The sequence below is a fragment of the Cohnella thailandensis genome, assembly GCF_014212135.1.
GTDB classification, from domain to species: Bacteria; Bacillota; Bacilli; order Paenibacillales; family Paenibacillaceae; genus Cohnella; species Cohnella thailandensis.
Genome location: NZ_JACJVQ010000023.1, coordinates 44,581 through 59,179, shown reverse-complemented (window position 1 = coordinate 59,179; position 14,599 = coordinate 44,581). Strand labels below are relative to the sequence as shown.

General features: G+C 53.5%; 12 protein-coding genes. 4 read left to right on the top strand and 8 right to left on the bottom strand.

Translation table 11 applies throughout. The features are described 5' to 3' along the window. Positions 1–170 precede the first annotated feature (170 nt). Positions 171–1,070, top strand: a complete 900-nt coding sequence (locus tag H7B67_RS25555) for an SDR family oxidoreductase (RefSeq protein WP_342592637.1) — start codon at positions 171–173, stop codon at positions 1,068–1,070. Here the strand turns inward: H7B67_RS25555 and H7B67_RS25550 are convergent. The 3 genes from H7B67_RS25550 to H7B67_RS25540 all read right to left on the bottom strand — a co-directional run bounded on the left by H7B67_RS25550 (position 1,065) and on the right by H7B67_RS25540 (position 5,526). Further along, positions 1,065–2,429, bottom strand: a complete 1,365-nt coding sequence (locus H7B67_RS25550; RefSeq protein WP_185122720.1) for an NAD(P)/FAD-dependent oxidoreductase — start codon at positions 2,427–2,429, stop codon at positions 1,065–1,067. The two genes, H7B67_RS25555 and H7B67_RS25550, sit on opposite strands and share 6 nt — an antisense overlap. A 65-nt stretch (positions 2,430–2,494) precedes the next feature. Continuing rightward, positions 2,495–4,819 (bottom strand): ABC transporter permease, encoded by a 2,325-nt coding sequence (locus tag H7B67_RS25545; RefSeq protein ID WP_185122755.1) that lies wholly within the window; start codon positions 4,817–4,819, stop codon positions 2,495–2,497. Positions 4,820–4,821: 2 nt separating this feature from the next. Next, a complete protein-coding gene (locus tag H7B67_RS25540) occupies positions 4,822–5,526 on the bottom strand; it encodes an ABC transporter ATP-binding protein (RefSeq protein WP_185122719.1) in 705 nt (234 codons plus the stop codon). A 282-nt stretch (positions 5,527–5,808) separates the two neighbouring features. On the opposite strand from H7B67_RS25540, the gene H7B67_RS25535 reads away from it, so the two are divergent. Then, positions 5,809–6,636: a DUF92 domain-containing protein gene (locus H7B67_RS25535; protein ID WP_185122718.1), complete on the top strand. Its 828-nt coding sequence runs from the start codon at positions 5,809–5,811 to the stop codon at positions 6,634–6,636. Here the strand turns inward: H7B67_RS25535 and H7B67_RS25530 are convergent. Together H7B67_RS25530 and H7B67_RS25525 are read right to left on the bottom strand one after the other, a co-directional pair. After that, the gene (locus H7B67_RS25530; protein ID WP_185122717.1) at positions 6,628–7,173 is read right to left on the bottom strand and encodes a DinB family protein; all 546 of its coding nucleotides are present in this window, start codon (positions 7,171–7,173) and stop codon (positions 6,628–6,630) included. The genes H7B67_RS25535 and H7B67_RS25530 overlap by 9 nt on opposite strands. A 67-nt stretch (positions 7,174–7,240) precedes the next feature. Beyond that, entirely contained in the window at positions 7,241–8,188 is a 948-nt protein-coding gene (locus H7B67_RS25525) for a helix-turn-helix transcriptional regulator (protein ID WP_185122716.1), read from the bottom strand. 48 nt (positions 8,189–8,236) lie between these two features. Here H7B67_RS25525 and wsfD point away from each other — a divergent pair, with 48 nt between their 5' ends. Together wsfD and H7B67_RS25510 are read left to right on the top strand one after the other, a co-directional pair. Continuing rightward, positions 8,237–10,381: a glycan biosynthesis hexose transferase WsfD gene (gene wsfD, locus H7B67_RS25515; RefSeq protein WP_483417632.1), complete on the top strand. Its 2,145-nt coding sequence runs from the start codon at positions 8,237–8,239 to the stop codon at positions 10,379–10,381. A 17-nt stretch (positions 10,382–10,398) separates the two neighbouring features. After that, entirely contained in the window at positions 10,399–10,620 is a 222-nt protein-coding gene (locus tag H7B67_RS25510; protein ID WP_185122713.1) for a YczF family membrane protein, read from the top strand. Positions 10,621–10,632: 12 nt separating this feature from the next. On the opposite strand, the gene H7B67_RS25505 is transcribed toward H7B67_RS25510, so the two are convergent. Genes H7B67_RS25505 through H7B67_RS25495 form a run of 3 tightly spaced genes read right to left on the bottom strand, consistent with a single transcriptional unit; the run spans position 10,633 to position 14,574 of the window. Then, positions 10,633–11,736, bottom strand: a complete 1,104-nt coding sequence (locus H7B67_RS25505; RefSeq protein WP_185122712.1) for a GerAB/ArcD/ProY family transporter — start codon at positions 11,734–11,736, stop codon at positions 10,633–10,635. A gap of 35 nt (positions 11,737–11,771) precedes the next feature. Continuing rightward, a complete protein-coding gene (locus H7B67_RS25500) occupies positions 11,772–12,992 on the bottom strand; it encodes a Ger(x)C family spore germination protein (protein ID WP_185122711.1) in 1,221 nt (406 codons plus the stop codon). Next, positions 12,982–14,574 (bottom strand): spore germination protein, encoded by a 1,593-nt coding sequence (locus H7B67_RS25495; protein WP_342592636.1) that lies wholly within the window; start codon positions 14,572–14,574, stop codon positions 12,982–12,984. The genes H7B67_RS25500 and H7B67_RS25495 overlap by 11 nt, the downstream gene beginning before the upstream one ends. Positions 14,575–14,599: the final 25 nt, after the last annotated feature.

Below are 14,599 nucleotides of genomic sequence, written 5' to 3'. Positions count from 1 at the left end.
ATGACGAATACACTCCTATTATCGGCAACCCGTAATCCCTCTTAAAGAGTTGAAACGACTAGATCTTCCCGTGAATAACGTACCGATACATGGAACGAATAGAACTTAGTCACTCCTTGGGATGAATGGAATATTCTGACAGTATCTATTGCCGAGATGGAGGATCTGTCGTGTATTCCCATTATGATTATAAAACTGTCTGCAATGTCATCAATGTCGAGTTTCCGCCGCAGGATCAACACGGGCAGCCGGGGGTGGAAGCGAATATGGTTCCCCGGCCCGTATCCGAGCGGCCGAACGAGGTCGGAACGGGCAAATTGCGGGGGAAAGTGGCTCTGATTACAGGCGGAGACAGCGGTATCGGGCGCGCGGTGGCGTATTTGTTCGCCCGGGAAGGCGCGGACATCTCGGTCGTTTATTTGAACGAGCACGTAGACGCAGAGGAAACGAAAAGGACGATCGAACGGCTAGGCAGACGATGTTTAACGATTTCCGGCGACATCGGGGACGAACCCTTTTGCCGGCTTGCCGTGCATCGGACGATAACCGAGCTCGGACGAATCGACATTCTGATCAACAATGCCGGGGTGAGCTATTTCCAGCCGGATTTCGAACGAATTACGGCCGAGCAATTGGAACGGACTTTTCGTACGAATGTGTTCTCTCAATTTTATATGGCCAAGGCGGCTATCCCCTACTTAAAGCCGGGAAGCTCGATCATCAATACAAGCTCGATCAGCGCGGTCAAAGGATATCCGGGGTTGGCGGATTATTCGGCCAGCAAAGGAGCGGTTAGCGCCTTTACCCGATCGTTGGCCGTGTCCCTTATCGCTCGCGGCATCCGGGTGAACGCCGTCGCCCCGGGACGGACGTGGACTCCCCTCATCCCGGCTTCGTTTCCGATGGAAATTTACATGTCGTACGGTTCATTCGAAAGCCCCGGTCCCATGAGAAGAACGGCTCAGCCTTATGAACTCGCTCCGATCTATTTGTATTTGGCTTCGAACGATTCCAGCTTCGTCATCGGCCAGACCATGCATGTCGACGGCGGAGAATTTTACGGGTTATGATCCCAGCGCCCGTCCGACGTAGAGCCCGCTGGCCGCGGCTTGGGAGAGGGAATGGGTCGTGCCGGAACAATCGCCGATCACGAACAGCCCCTCGACTCGGGTTTCGAACCGTTCGTCGGTCTCGATTCCCGGCGAATAAAGCTTGCCGTCGATGGCGTAAAGGATCGTGTCCTCGTCGATGGGTTCGCCTATCAGCCTCTCCAGCGCATCGAGAAATTCAAGAGCGGCTCTTATGTAGAGGTCCGGAACCTCGAGCCTCAGGCTCGCGAACTCGGCTTCCAGCGTCGGGATTACGGCGCTGGCCGAGGATCCCGAACCGGATTCCTCTCGGTATCCGCCGGAGCCCCGTTCCCTGCGCAGCTCCCCGAGTCTCTGAGCCGCGATTCGATCCCGCCCTCGGTTGATGCCTCCGACGACGTCATGCAGATAACGGTCGGCCTCTTCGAGTGTTCGAAAGAACGACGGCACGAACAAAGTGAAGTTCAGATTAGGCGTGCCCCCGTCCTCCCTCTCTCGATAATTCTGCCCGTCCGGCATGGCGAGTCCCTCCTGTTGCTTGAGGACGACGCGTCCGCGCGGGTTCATGCAGTAAGTCGTGGCCGAATAATCGTTGCCGGAGAAGCTCAGTTTCGTCTCGAACGAGCGGCCTAGAATCGCGTTCAGTTGGTCGCCGCGCATTTCGATCCGCAAGCCGAGATCGACCCGAGCTTCTCCGTAATCGATGCCCAGATCTTCGCACTGCCTGGACAGCCAGTCATTGCCGCTGCGGCCGGTGGCGATGAGGATCTTGCCTGCACGGATCGTCTCTCCTTCCTTCAGCGTCAGCTCGAAGCCTCCGTCCGCGAGGCGACGAATATCCCGAGCCTCCGTTCGGAACCTCCAGTCGATACGGTTCTCCATCTCCTCGTACATTCCGCGCAGGATCGTCCGGGACAGCTCCGTTCCCAGATGACGGGTTCTCGTCGTCAGTACGCGGAATCCCGCCTTCTCCGCTTGTGCGGCCATTTCCGGGTCGCGAGTATCATAGAGCCCGACGCGGTCTCCGCCGTACGAGCACAGTACCGCATCCACTTCGTCCATAAGCTCCAAAGCCCGCCCGTAACCGACTTTACGCTCCAGATCTCCCCCGAAGTCGTTCGTATAGTTGTACTTCCCCTCGGATAGGCCCAGCCCTCCGAAGCCGACGTACTTGTCGCAGGCGTCGCAGCCGCATTCTTCGCCGCGATCGAGCGGACAAGCACGCTCCTCCAGTTTCTTGCCTTTGTCGATAACGACAACTTTGCGTCCTCGCCTCGCCAACTCGCGCGCTGCGAAGACGCCGGCGACTCCGGCGCCGATGATCGCGAATTCGTAATTCATGTCCTTCCCCCGTTCCGTCCCAATTCTCCAAGAATACCGGACGAGGGAAGGAAGCGCAAGACCCGTCATTCCACGCTTTTTAACGATTCGATCATATCGATTCGGGTAACTTTGCCCCGCAGCATCAAGTTGGACAGAACGGTCAGCAAGAAAGCGAGGAGAACGGACGCCAGCATGATGGTTATCGTTAATTGGTCCGGGATTTGCTGGTGAGTGCTCGAAAGCGCCTTAACGATAAAAGTATAAACGTAACCGCTAATCGGCAAAGCGACAAGAACGGCGAACGCGGTCAGCACGATATTTTCCAAGAAGATCAGCCTGTTTATTTTAGGTTTGGCATAGCCTAACACCTTCAACGTAGCAAGCTCGCGATTCCTCTCGTAAATATTGATGGAAGAGATCGTATGGATAGCGCCGAAGGAGAGGATGACGGCACAGACGATAAACATGATAAAGACGAAGCTGTTTTGCTTCAAGATATATTCGGCCGATTCCTTGAGGTCGTTCTTGTCCGCAATGGTATCCACGTTCTGATCCTGTTCAAAGAATTGACGTACCTGGACAAGCTCTTCGGAGCTATTGGCTTCGACTAGCAGCGAAGTTGGGCTATCCGCTACTCCCAAGCTTTCCAAATAGGCCGGGGTGATATAAAACGACGGATTCGAATACTGGGTCGAGATTTCAAGCACCTTCATCTGCACGAGTTTATCGTTAAGCTCCGGCGCGCTGAATCGAATTTGGATCGTATCCCCTTTGGCGATGCTGTAATGGTCGGCGTAAGACTGAGGGACTACGACGCCATCGTTCTCCAACGAGAGTCGATTGGCGTTCTCGTCAAAGAAATGAATGAGGTTGTTTTCCTTTTCCGTGACGATCAAGGTTGCATTCTCTTGTTCGTCGCCTGCCAGGATTTCGACAGGAAACTCGGATATCCAATGACTGTTCATTAAGCCCGGCGGCAACTGCGCTTTATCGGAAGAGGTCCCCGGCGCGTAATCCACTCTTAAGTCATAGGAATAAACCTCTTCCACTTGTCCCGCTACTTTTAACAAAGACGATTGCGTACCGAACGCCGTGATCAACAACACGGTGCTGACCGCTACGCCGATTGCGCTCGCCAACGCCTTTTGCTTATTCAAAAAGATGTTCCTCAGGATCAGCTTGTAGCTGTAAGGGATACGGCTCCATATCCCCGGCATTCTCTCGATGACTAGCTTTTTCGTTTTCTTAGGAGGTTTTGGCCGCATCGCCTGGGCAGCTCTTTCTTTCAATACGTTTCTGCCGCTGAGATAACAGGCTAAGAGCCCGAACGCGCTGGATAAAAGAATAGGCGGAATGACCGATAAATACGATAGGGAGAAATGAATGTCGGGCAGAGAGTTAGACCGCGAGCTCGACGTCGTTACGAATGGGATAAAGACGGAAGCAGCAATGACGCATCCTATGATGGAGCCTACTACGGCTACCAGCACGGGGTATCCCATGTAATGAAGCATGATGCTTCTGTCTTTTACGCCCAATGCCTTCATGATCCCTACTTGATTTCGCTGGGAATCGATCATTCTGGACATGGTTAGAAAAAGAATAATCGCTTCGATGACAAAGAGAACGAACGGGATGACCTTGCTCATCAAATTGTTGTTGGCAATCGTTTCGTTTATTTTCGAATAGGAGAACGACCGTTCTTTGCTGACCTGCTCCAAGTAAGGCAATTGTTTGGATTGCGCTTCGATAGCTTGGCCGAGCTTGTCGATGTCATAGCCTTCTTCGGCGTCGATGATGACTTCATTATAGGCAAAGCCGCCTATGATCTCAGGAATCGTCTCCTCGTCGATGTACGCGAATCCGGAGGTTTTATGGTCTTGGGTATCGTTCTTTTTGACATGTTCGACGTTCTCGCCCAATCCGGTTATGGTCAACGTCAACTCTTGGCCGTTCGCCGTTAATTGGATTCGATCGCCGACGCCGTACCGGTGTTCTTCGGCATAATGGGAATCCAGCAACACCTCGTTCTTGTGGGACGGAATCCCCCCCTCTATTAAAGAAAGAGTGTTGATTTCATTGTTTGCGGGGATCGAATGAAGGGTCACGGTAGCTTTAGTGTCATCGAATGTTTGCGTGGCGTCTACCGTGTACCGTCCTTCGATTTTATGGATGCCTTCAATCTTGCTTAATTCGGACACGTCCTCTTGGGAGATCTGAGCGTAAGAGACGTTGAGGTCGCTTAGGTTATGTTCTTTGTAATAATCCTTCGTGTAAGAGCTAAGCGTGCTGCTATAGGTGACAAGCCCCGAATAAAAGAAAGCTCCTACCGCGACGACCAGCACCAAGGCGATAAATTGACCTATCGATTGCTTGATATCCCTTACTAATTTAATCAGTAATTTCATGCTCACCACTCGATCCCTTCGACGCTTCGTTTCACGTCATTCGTCGTAATGCTCTCGATCTTGCCGCTCTTCACCTTGATTACCTTATCGGCCATCGGAGCGATTGCGGAATTATGCGTGACCACGACGATGCACTTCCTCGTATCTTTGTTCAGATCTTGCAGAAGCTTTAAGACGGCTTTGCCCGTGACATAATCCAGAGCGCCGGTGGGTTCGTCGCAGAGAAGAAGCAGGGGATTCTTGGCGACGGCTCTCGCGATCGCGACTCGCTGCTGCTCTCCTCCGGAGAGCTGGGAAGGGAAGTTGCGGAGACGATCCTTTAATCCGACTTTGCTTAAGGTGTCTTTCGCATCCAGATGGTTTTTGCATACTTCGGCGGCGAATTCGACATTCTCGAGTGCGTTTAAATTCGGAATCAAGTTATAAAACTGAAAGACGAAGCCCACTTTCTCGGCGCGATATTGCGTCATTTTTTTGTCGCTCAGCTTCGTTAGTTCTTGATTGCCGACGAAGACTTGACCGGAACTCGCCGCATCCATGCCGCCTAGGATATTCAGAATCGTGCTTTTGCCGGCGCCGCTTGCCCCTAGAATGACCACGAATTCCCCTTCCGATATGGTAAAATCGACTCCGTCGAGCGCCTTTATCGGCACTTCGCCTATTTGGTACTCCTTCGACACGTTTTTGAATTCGATCAACTTTCTCATGGAACTCATCTCCTTCATCATTCTCCGGTCTCCCGTCCTGAATTTTCCATTTCTGTTTTCGGTTATCTACCCTGTTAATTATACAAATGTAAAGGATTGGCATCACCGCTCTGCGGACTTATCTTGAACTAGACTGAAGTCGGGCTTATTCCTCCTCCGTCAGACGTAAAAAAAGCGCCTCGTTCGGCGCGCGGCTTGCTCTCCCAGAGGAGCAAAAATAACGTTATACTTCTGGTATACGGTTGTTGCGTTTATGTAATTTAAGGTTAGGGGCGTCGGAATTTGGAATGGTTATTAGGTTTGGCCGGAAGCGCGGCCATCGCGGGGTTGGCCTATGCCAGAAAGTCGTTATCCCTCTCCGGGCTTCTGGCGGCGGTTTTGCTAGGGACGACGATGTATGCGCTCGGAAGCGCGGTCTGGTACGGCTCCCTCATCGCTTTTTTTGTATCTTCGACCTTGTGGTCCAAGTGGAAAAGGCAGGCCAAGAAACAAGCCGAGAGCGGGTACGAGAAATCCGGGAGGCGCGATGCCGGCCAGGTGCTCGCCAACGGCGGTCTGGGCCTTCTATTGTGCGCGGCAGATTGGGCTTGGCCTCATCCGCTATGGCTATATGCTTTCTTAGGAGTCATGGCCTCGGTGACGGCCGACACTTGGGCGACGGAGATTGGCGGGTCGAGCCGGAAGCCGCCGAGATCGATCAAGACGGGACGGCAAGTTGCGCCCGGCACGTCAGGCGGAGTCTCCGGCCTCGGTCTGGGCGCTTCGCTTGCCGGGGGACTGTTTATCGGCGCCGTAGCCGGTGCTTTATCGCTTGCTGTATCCCTCGAATCGGAAGAGGCTGCGCCGCTAAGGCTGATCGCCTACATTGGGATAGCCGGACTGGGCGGCCTTGTCGGATCGCTGGCCGATTCTTGGATCGGCGCGACCTGGCAGCAGATGTACCGCTGCAGGGTGTGCGGCCGCGAGATCGAACAGCCTCGTCATTGCGAGAAGCCCGCCGAACGAATCCGCGGGCGGGCAGGCTGGAACAACGATGCCGTCAACTTCGCGAGTTCGCTGGTCGGCGGCCTATTCGCAGCTTTATTGGCGATGGTGTTCAGTTTAGTTTGAGGAGCTAGGCAACTCGCTCTTTAGTCGGTCCAACTGCAAGAAATGGTGCCGATAGTGCATTTCGACCAACAAAAACCACTCTTTGGCGTTTAGCGCCCCTAACCTGGGATGGAGGACCTTGTTGCGTTCGGACGCTTGAGCCAATGCGGGTTCCATCCCTCGCATCCGCTCAGCGACTGCATGCAGCCCCTCTATCAGCCGGTCTCTGCTTTCGGGTTGCTTCGGCGTGTATTGCGGGGATGCCGGGACGCGAACCCGCACGGGCGGAAAACTTCCTTGATCGAATACCGCCTTCCCGCTCTCCGTTTTCTCCCCGTTCGCGCTCAAATTCTCCTCGCTTCCGGCCAAGCATAGGTCGGCATTGCGCAATTGCATCCCTTGCGCCGATTGAATCAAATGAACGTACATTTGCCCGATGGACCATTCCTCCGGATTCGCCTTATAAAGCAACTGCTCCCACTCAAGCTTCTCAAGTTCGCTTAAATAGGTTTTTATCGACACTTCAAACTGCCGCAGGGCTTCCGCAGTCCTTCTCATTGGTAAAGCAACTCCTCTTCTCATTAGGTTAATTCCACTATAAAAAAACGCTACTGACAACAGCGTGTCAGTAGCGTTTTAACATTTTCTCGGCTTCCTCCCGAATCCTGCTGCGTAAGGACTCCGGCTCCAAAACCTCGACCTCTCCGCCCCAACCGAGTACGTGAGGCAGCAGCTCTTCCGGCCTTCGAACTAGAAACGTAACCATAAGGACGTCTTCTCGCGTCTCCATCTCCTCCAGATAAAAGGGAACGGTCTCCTCGATTTTGTCGGCAATGGCGGGATTTGCCCGTATCGACACCCGCACGTTACGGTCGTCCGGCGGGCGATAACGGCTTAGATCAAAGCCTGGCGGCATGGAATAGCGTTCCTCCGATACGGCCAGCTCCGTCATCCGAGACAATCGGAAGTGCCGGATATCTTGACGCAAGCTGCAGCGGGCGACCAATACCCAATGTCCCTGAACAAGCGCCAGCCCGTACGGATCGACTTCCCTGCTGCTCTGACGACTTCCATCCGGTTCCGGCATTTTTTTCTGATACGTAAAGATTAATTTACGGCGTTCCAGTATGGCTTGCCGCGCCAATGCAAGATAGTCCTTCACCTTCTGGCCGGTTGACGGTTCGCCGGAGTAAATCAGCTTCATGGTTTCCCGGACTCGCTTCGACTCGGCTCGCACGGCTTCCGGCAGGATCGCTTCGATCTTGCGCCGAGCCGTATTGGCCTTGCTGCCGTACTCTTCATCCAGCCTTTGTTCGATAAAGTCCGTCCCCATCAGCAGAGCCACGGCTTCTTCCGCCGTGAACCCGATCGGAGGCAGAAAATAGCCCTCCATCATGGAGTAGCCTTGACCTGGAGCGCCGATGATCGGAACGCCCGCTTCGCTCAAGGCTTGAATGTCGCGATAGATCGTCCGGACGCTTGTCTCGAAGTGTGCCGCCAAGTCCTCCGCTCTCACCACTTTGTTGCGCTGCAGTTCGAGAGTGACGGCGAGCTGCCGTTCGGTTTTGTTCATTCGTTTCCCCCCGCTTGCCCTCCATTATACAATACAAGCCGCTTAAGTATGATGGTTCCATTAACGGGCACAGTATGGAAACCAATGAATTTTCGACAAGTAAGAAGGGGTACGACTTTGCTGAAGTCCAAAACGATACGGGCGTGGATCCTCTATATCCTCGTTGTGCTCGCCATCGCCATCCTGATCTATGTTCCAAGGACGATAGGGCTTGCCGATAATTCCGACTTTAACCGAACGATGAGAGCCTTCGGGCTCTCGTCGGTCAGCGGGATCAAGTACTTGAGCGCCGAATATCTGTATGACATAGCTAATCCAACCAGTTTGGGCAGGTATTTTATCCGCATCTTTCGGCCCGTCCAACACAACCCCGCGGAGTATTACTCCGCTCAATTTATCTTTGTCAAAGTCGCCTTGTTTTTCAACGCGGCCGCCAACAAGCTTCTTCGGCGAGAACCCGGCTTGTTTAACCTGGTTTTTCAAACCATATCATACGTCCTTATCTATGCGGTTGCTATGGCTCTATTTCTGAAGAAGAAGTGGAGAATTCAACTATCCGCCGATTTGTCGGTTAAAATCGTTTTTGCCGTTATGTTTTTGGATTGCGGCTATTTGGTTTATTTCAATTCCTTTTACGGGGAATCGACTACGCTAATCTTTCTCGTCATGGCTTTTGTCCTGCTTTTCTATCTTGAGAGAAACGACAACGGGTATTGGATTTACGCGGGGGCGTTGCTGTCCCTGTTCCTTTTTTCCGGTTCCAAAGCGGCCAACTTTCCGTCAACGGTGTTGCTATCCATTCCCCTTGCTTATTACGCGATAAAAAAAGAGAACCTTAAGAAAAAAATCTTGGTCTGCGTCTCGATCGTCGTTATGCTTGTTGCTTCTTACCGGTATGTCATGATTGCGCCCGAATGGATGACCAAGATGACCACCTTTCAATCCGTATTCTTCGGCGTTTTGTACAAGAACCCGTCGCCGGAGAAGGCTGCCGAAGACCTCGGTTTGCCGCGGGAGCTGTCCAAGCTGGAAGCCTTGAACGCCAACGTACGGCACCCCTTGAATCCCTATTACAAACGGGATCCTGATTTTAAATCTGAGTTTTTTGACCGGGTCGACAAATTCGGGGTATTCAAGTATTACTTGACGCATCCCTCCTTCTTCGCCGCAAAGCTGGATGAGAGCGCCGAGGCCGCTTTGCCTCTTCGTCCCACTTATTTATCCAATATTAATCTGCCTAGCGAGCGAGCGGATTTACGGTTTGCTTTTCGATGGAACCTGTGGGAGAGCTTCCGCAAGGAAGCAGCCGGCTTCGCTTCCGTATTCTTTGGCGTCGTGTCGGTCCTGTATGTCGCCAATGTAGTTTCATTAGTTAGGAAAAGGGCAGACTTCTACCGTATCTTGCTGAGGTTGGCGCTCTTGTGCGCCGCGGCGGGTCAATTCATCGTCCCCATCGTGAGCAACGGGAATGCCGATCTGCAGAAGCATATGTTCCTGTTCAACGTTCATTTCGACATGCTGATCGTCGTTTTGCTGTTGGACAATCTGGATTATCGAAGCCTGACGTTCCGGCGTATCGCCATTGCCGTTGCGGCCTTATTGGCAATCATCGCTTTCTATCCCGGCTCGCCGGGAACCGTAACGATAGGCCGCTTCGACGACAAACCCATAAAGTGGTACGTCTTGGATAGGCAAGACGATCGAATCAAGATAATCGCCAAGAACGCGTTATATCGCCGCGCGTACGACGAACGCTCTAACGATTATTCTCAAGCGAGCATTCGATCGGACCTTAATGCCAAAGCGAATGAATGGTTTACGCCGGAAGAGCGAAGCCGCATTCTATGGACGGAATATCCCGCCTTATGCAATGAATCCAACTCCCCGCAATCCGAGAAAGGAGACCGTCCCCATTACTGGTTTTCGCCCATCAAATATGTTTCGCAGGACAGCAATCGTGCCTATCGGAAGATGTACTCGGCTTATTTAACCTTGCCTTCCGTCGACGATGCGGAGAAGCTCTTTAAGCTATCGAAGTCGGCGTCCGTTCTATCCCATGATTATTGGCTTGCCGCTCCGTATTACAACAGCTCCGATATGGCACGGGTCGTGGCATCGGATTACCAAGTGTATCATCGCAAGGTCGATGCGGTACTGGGAGTTCGACCGGTCATGTGGGTTAAACTGCGATAACCAAGGAGGAGAAGCGCATGAAGCTAGCAGCCGTTACGGTATTGCTATTTGTCTATGGCACGGTTTACACGCTAATGGTCGATTGGATGGCCGGCAACAGCATAATCGGATCCTTCCGATTGCTGGAGAACCCTTTCAAGCTGATGACACTCCCGGAGCTCGCATTGGCGGTCCTTCTCCTTCTTGGTTTAGCCGCGTCTATCGTAAGAGCGGCATCGAAACGCAAGTCGACGCCATAACTCGATCGCTCCTTAAAGCGTCTTGCTTCCGATCGACCGGCGAATCCAATGAACCGCGAGCAATCCGACGGGAATCGCGACGGAGTAAACCGGCAGCAGGATCCCCATGATTACCTCTTTGCCCTTCAAGGCGAACTCCGGCCAGTCGTTAGAGGTCATCATGGAGTTGAACAGGACGACCAAGCCGACCGGCATCGCCAGCTTCATCGGTTCGCGAACGCGGAACAGGTCGGCGGCTACGGTAATGGCAGCATAGCAATTGATCGCGCATTTGAAGAAGGAGGTAATGATCAGAGTCAGGATGACCAAGCCGTCCATTCGTTGAATGAAATCCATAATATTGACTTTGCTGACCGCGAGAAACAAGGGGAACGTAGAACGGCCGTAGATGTTGGCTCCAAGAACCGAGACCTCGATCGCATGAGCGGCGCTTAGAATCGTACCGCTGGCGATCAGAGCCAGAATTCCGGCCTTCCGTCCCGACGAAGTCCGGTTCAAGGACGGAAGGATGGCGGCAAAACAAATCATCTCGCCGAAAGGGAACATGAGAATATAACGATAAGCCGACTCCAGTACCTTCCCCGCTCCATCTTCCATAACCGGCAGCAGATTCTCGACGTGCACGATCCCCGAGAACAGGATCAGGATCGTTCCTCCTCCGCCTAGAATAAGAACGTGAAGCAGATAGATCTCGCCGGTTCTCGCCAATACTTCGACTCCCTTGCTTACGACGTAAACGACCGTTAGCATAAAGAAAGCGCAAATGACGAATAACGGCGTCATATCGTACGCGGACGTGACGAGCAGCTCGCCGGTCTCCCGCAGCACCCTGGCGTCGTTATGGATGAAGAAGCCGAGATAGAGGAAGCCGATGAGCGAACCCGCATAGGTCCCCATGATTTGGCGGATGGATCCGACGAACGTCGATTCGGGGTACTGCCGGACTATTTGGTCGTAGATCAGGAATAACAGGATCCCCCCGATCAAGGCCAGCAAGATCGACAGCCAGACATCCCGATGGGAAACGAAGCCGATCGGCAGCACCAACGCCGTCCCTAATTCGAACAGTACGATCAGGGAAAACAATTGGCGTGCGTTTATTTTCTCTTTAAGCATGAAGCGCTCTGACCTTTCTTACCGAATGGGATTGCTTACTCCTTGATATACGGCTTCGTCCGCATGCCGGAACGCCGGATAAAGGACTCGACCTGCACCTCGATTTCGCAATCGGCGAAGACTTCGCTCCACCGGTCCTCAAGCTTCTTCCACGTTCTCGGATACGAACGGTTCAGAACCTCGCCGAAGCCGTAAACGTCGCTCGATCGGCTTTGGGCGGCTTCTATCGCTTCCCGGATTTCTTGCTTCGTCTTCGATCTCCATCGTTGCTCCAACTCTTCGATGGCTTCTTTCTTGCTAAGATCGACGGCGCAGGACACTTCTCCCACGTTGCCTTCTTCGCGGACGTAAACCCGAAACGCCGGCTCTCCGTCTACGACCGTCGCTTTGACTTTCGTTCGGGAACGAGTGATTTCGATGGCCGCGATGGCTGCGGGATCGTCACGGTCCTTGCAAGGAACGGTAACGACGGAGGAGTTCATCTTATCCTGAATCCGAAGCGCTCCCCGCGCCTTGCCCCCGTCCAGCCACGTTTCCAGCCGGCCGTTCTTGAACAGGGCGATCCCCTTGATTTCGATCTCGGCCGGAAGCTTGGTCTTGTCCAGATTCGCCTTCTCCCCTCCTTTATCTTGGTCTCCGAGAATTCTTACGCCGCTGATGAGGAGCTGCTTGCCCGGACCGATCAATCGGTTGATCACGTCGTCAACCCCGGTGATCATGCTCTCCGACCATATGCTCTTCGTCGATTCGAGCTTCCCGTATATCGCATCCGAGGGAATCCTCTCCAACGGAGTAAGGACCTGCAGGAGCTGCTCCGCGCTGGATCCTCGCGATACGACGAGCTTGGTCGTGAGGCGAATTTCGTGAGACCTTTCGAAGAAATCGAAAAGATTGGAAAGGTCTTCGCGCGCCAACGTTTCACCGATGACGATCAAGCGGATATGGGAGAAAAAAAGCTGCCGCGGCGATAATCCGGAGGTTTTGCGAATGACTTCGAAGATGGATCTTCCGTTCCCCGTATATACCGTGACGGGTATGCCGCTTTGCCCGCCGCCTCCGCCGGTGCCGGTCGTGGTGACCGCGCTCGGGTTGATGATCTGGAACGATACTTTGTAGCCTGGCTTGTCCGGCAATTTATCGATTCCGATCGCGCCGATGATCGACAAGTCCCTCAATTCCCTGCTATTCCAACAACCCGTCAACGGGATAAGCAGGAGTCCAATCAGCATCAGGCTAATCGCAGACCTAGTTCTCATCCGGACTCCCTTCTTCAGCCGCATCTCCCGGAGGAGCAGGCTTGCTGCCGTTCATCCGGGTTGTGTTTTCCTGGCTGATCAATCGCGGGCGCGTATTCAGGAACCACCTCGGGAGCCGGAGAAGGGTATCCTTCTGATCGGCGGCGATAAACGGCGCAAACGGAGCCATGAACGGGATTCCGAACGAACGAATGCTGCAAAGATGGGCGGTGATGATCAGTCCGCCGAGCGCGATTCCGAAGAAACCGAACAGCCCCGCGGAGATCATCAACATAAATCTTAGCATCCGTATGGAGATTCCCATATTGTAGGCCGGCATGGTGAAGCTGGCGATTCCGGTCAAAGAGACGACGATGACCATGGCGGAAGAGACGATTCCCGCCTGAACCGCCGCCTGGCCCAGCACGATGGCCCCGACGATGGATACCGCTTGGCCGATCGCGCGCGGCATCCGGACGCCGGCTTCGCGCAGAATCTCGAAGCTGGCCTCCATCAGAAAGGCTTCGATCAAGGCAGGAAACGGGACCCCTTCGCGCTGCGCCGCCAAGCTGAGCAGGAGCGACGTCGGAATCATCTCCTGATGGAAAGAGATCGCCGCCACGTAGATGGAAGGGCCTAATAAAGAGATCAGAAAGGCAACGAATCTTAACGTTCGGATAAAGATGGCGAATTGGAAGTTGTGATAGTGGTCTTCCGGCGATTGAAAAAACATAAAGAAAGTCGTCGGGGCAAGAAGAACGAACGGAGTTCCGTCGATCAGAATAGCGACCCGCCCCTCCAGCAGGCCCGCGGCCACGCTGTCCGGACGTTCCGTATTGTACATGGTCGGAAACAAAGAGAACGGGTGATCCCGAATGAATTCTTCGACGATCCCGGACTCCAGAACGCCGTCCGTCTCGATGCTGGCAAGCCTCCGTTTGACTTCCTCCACCGTCTTGTCCCCGGCAATGCCCTTGATATACAGGATTCCGACGTTCGTCTGCGTAACGTTGCCGATCTTGAAGCCGTCCATCCATAAGTTCCGGGTTTTGAGACGGCGTCTGACCAGGGAGATATTCGTTGCTATGGATTCGGTAAACCCTTCTTTAGGACCTCGTATCAGAACTTCCGAGGAGGGCTCTTCGACGGAGCGATGTTCGCCTCCGTGCGTGCTGACGATGATCGCGCCGGCGTATCCGTTTACGAAGATGGCCGTGTCGCCGTTCAGAACCGCGGCGAACAATTCGTTCCATTCCTTCGCGATGGCGGCCTCGCCCAGCGGCAGAATCCGATTTTTGATCGTATCCAGCACATCGATATCCCGCTCCGAAGCATTCGATTCGGAATCCGCGGTGCCGCTCATGGTCGATCGAAGCACGAATTCGCCAATTATCTTCTTATCGACCAGGTTGTCGATAAAGGCGATGGCGGCATCTTCCTGGACGTATCCGATTCGAAACTCGCGGATGACAAGATCGTTGCTGTGGCCCATCGATCGATTCATTCGCTGTAGATTGGCCTTTAAATCCGTTCCCAGGGGGCTTACGGAATTGCCGGATGGTTGTTGGCTCGTTTGGCTTCGCAATTTCCTTCGTTTGATCACGACGCTCCCCCTCTTCTGCCATTTA

Bases quoted from the DNA above. Each gene is read 5' to 3' on its own strand.
- H7B67_RS25550 (WP_185122720.1), bottom strand. From the start codon at position 2,429: ATGAATTACGAATTCGCGATCATCGGCGCCGGAGTCGCCGGCGTCTTC.
- H7B67_RS25545 (WP_185122755.1), bottom strand. From the start codon at position 4,819: ATGAAATTACTGATTAAATTAGTAAGGGATATCAAGCAATCGATAGGT.
- H7B67_RS25540 (WP_185122719.1), bottom strand. From the start codon at position 5,526: ATGAGAAAGTTGATCGAATTCAAAAACGTGTCGAAGGAGTACCAAATA.
- H7B67_RS25530 (WP_185122717.1), bottom strand. From the start codon at position 7,173: ATGAGAAGGACTGCGGAAGCCCTGCGGCAGTTTGAAGTGTCGATAAAA.
- H7B67_RS25525 (WP_185122716.1), bottom strand. From the start codon at position 8,188: ATGAACAAAACCGAACGGCAGCTCGCCGTCACTCTCGAACTGCAGCGC.
- wsfD (WP_483417632.1), top strand. From the start codon at position 8,237: ATGATGGTTCCATTAACGGGCACAGTATGGAAACCAATGAATTTTCGA.
- H7B67_RS25510 (WP_185122713.1), top strand. From the start codon at position 10,399: ATGAAGCTAGCAGCCGTTACGGTATTGCTATTTGTCTATGGCACGGTT.
- H7B67_RS25505 (WP_185122712.1), bottom strand. From the start codon at position 11,736: ATGCTTAAAGAGAAAATAAACGCACGCCAATTGTTTTCCCTGATCGTA.
- H7B67_RS25500 (WP_185122711.1), bottom strand. From the start codon at position 12,992: ATGAGAACTAGGTCTGCGATTAGCCTGATGCTGATTGGACTCCTGCTT.